Origin of the sequence: Saccharomonospora iraqiensis subsp. iraqiensis, assembly GCF_000430445.1 — a bacterium.
In the GTDB taxonomy this organism is placed as follows: Bacteria; Actinomycetota; Actinomycetes; order Mycobacteriales; family Pseudonocardiaceae; genus Saccharomonospora; species Saccharomonospora iraqiensis.
In genome coordinates, this window is record NZ_KE387119.1 from 11,332 (window position 1) to 13,339 (window position 2,008).

1 protein-coding gene is annotated in these 2,008 nt (G+C 70.3%); it reads left to right on the forward strand.

The features are described from left to right. Window positions 1-242: 242 nt before the first annotated feature. Entirely contained in the window at window positions 243-1,487 is a 1,245-nt protein-coding gene (fmdA, locus tag ACTIR_RS0117585) for a formamidase (protein WP_026455261.1), read from the forward strand. Window positions 1,488-2,008: the final 521 nt, after the last annotated feature.

A 2,008-nucleotide genomic window follows, 5' to 3' on the forward strand; every position in this document is an offset into this window, starting at 1 on the left:
GGGAGGACTGACCCCGGCCGCCGCGCGCGGGTGCGGGTGTCGGCGGGTGGCCGGCGTGTTTCGCACCAACGGGTGGTGCGGCGCCGGTGGGACGGGGGCGTCGTTTCGGGGGCGCGGCGTCGGGAATGCCCGCTGCGACCACGAGGGCACGCAGGTGTCGGGCGCCTCCTTCGTTCTGCGCGTGTCGTGGCGGGTGTGCGCCTCGTGGGTCGTGTCGTTCCAGCCACAGCAGGAGGTCGGGCATGCCCGAGGTGAAGTTCTCCGTCGACCAGTCGCGGTCGTTCGCCGAGCAGGACGTGCTCGGGCACAACCGGTGGCATCCGGATGTGCCCGCGGCGGTGTCGGTGCGGCCGGGTGAGGAGTTCCGGATCGAGTGCCGGGAGTGGTTCGACGGGACGATCGGGAACAACGACTCGGCCGACGACGTGCGGGACGTGAACATCGCGATGGTGCACCAGTTGTCCGGGCCGATCGCGGTGGAGGGTGTCGAGCCGGGTGACCTGTTGGTGGTGGACATCCTGGAGATGGGGCCGGTGCCGCAGGAGTCGGGGCCGGTGGCGGGTCAGGGCTGGGGCTACACCGGCATCTTCGCGCGGGACAACGGGGGCGGGTTCCTCACCGACCGTTTCCCCGACGCGTACAAGGCGGTGTGGGACTTCCACGGGCAGACGGCGACGTCGCGGCACCTGCCGGGGGTGTCGTTCAATGGCATCGCGCACCCGGGGTTGATGGGCACGGCGCCGACGGCGGAGCTGCTGGGTGAGTGGAACGCGCGGGAGCGGGCGTTGATCGACACGGATCCGCAGCGGGTGCCGCCGTTGGCGTTGCCGCCGGAGCCGACGGACGCGTTGCTGGGGTCGTTGTCCGGGGCGGAGTTCGACCGGGTGGCGGCCGAGGCCGCGCGCACGGCGCCGCCGCGGGAGAACGGCGGCAACCAGGACATCAAGAACCTCTCGCGCGGTTCGCGGGTGTTCTACCCGGTGTTCGTGTCCGGGGCGAAGTTGTCGTTGGGTGATCTGCACTTCTCCCAGGGCGACGGGGAGATCACCTTCTGCGGGGCGATCGAGATGGGCGGCTACATCGACCTGCACGTGGACGTGATCAAGGGCGGGATGGACACCTACGGGATGTCGACGCCGATGTTCGTGCCCGGCCGGGTGGAACCGCGCTACACCGAGTTCCTCACGTTCCCGGGGCTGTCGGTGACCGAGTCGGGTGAGCAGCGGTATCTGGACTCGCAGCTGGCCTACCGGCGGGCGTGTCTGCACGCGATCGACTATCTGACGAAGTTCGGCTACACCCCGGAGCAGGCGTATCTGCTGTTGGGGGCGGCGCCGGTGGAGGGCCGGTTCTCGGGGGTGGTGGACATCCCGAACGCGTGCGCGACGTTGTACGTGCCGACGGAGATCTTCGACTTCGACCCGCGTCCGTCGGCGGGTCCGCCGCAGCGGGTGGACCGGGGGCAGTGCGCGGTCTCCAGCGGGTGAGACCGGCCCCCGCCCGGCGCGGGGGTTGAGGGGCGTGGGTCCGGTGCCCGTCCGGTGGGGCGGGCACCGGGTCGTGTGTGCGCCCCGTCGGCGGGACCATCGGTGAAATCGCCGGTATCCGTTCCCGATGATTCCCGCGGGGATCGTCGGTTGTTCCTGGTCATCCGCCTGACACGGCATTCTCAGAACGGTTCGTCGTTTCCCAGCGGCGTTGACATCCCGGTTCGGGGAACCGCATCGTGTGGTCGACCCGAGAAAGGGTTTCACGGAACCGGGAGGACACTTTCCCGGAAGCAGCCCACAGGCGTGTTCCCGGATGTATCCCCACCGGGAGGGTCGGCGTTTTTCGCGATCGTTTCCCGGGGTCGGTTCCGTTCCGGGCGCGCGTTCTGGCGTGCCCGGGGTTTCGACGACACCGCCAGGAGGAGAGATCCGTGTCGCTGAGAAAGTTCGCGCTCACCGCCGCGGCCGCCACGGTGGGCATCGCACTCGCGGGGCCCGGCCTCGCGGCCGGTGCCCCC

What these genes read in the sequence shown, in the direction of transcription:
- fmdA (WP_026455261.1), top strand. Translation starts at nt 243, where the DNA reads ATGCCCGAGGTGAAGTTCTCCGTCGACCAGTCGCGGTCGTTCGCCGAG.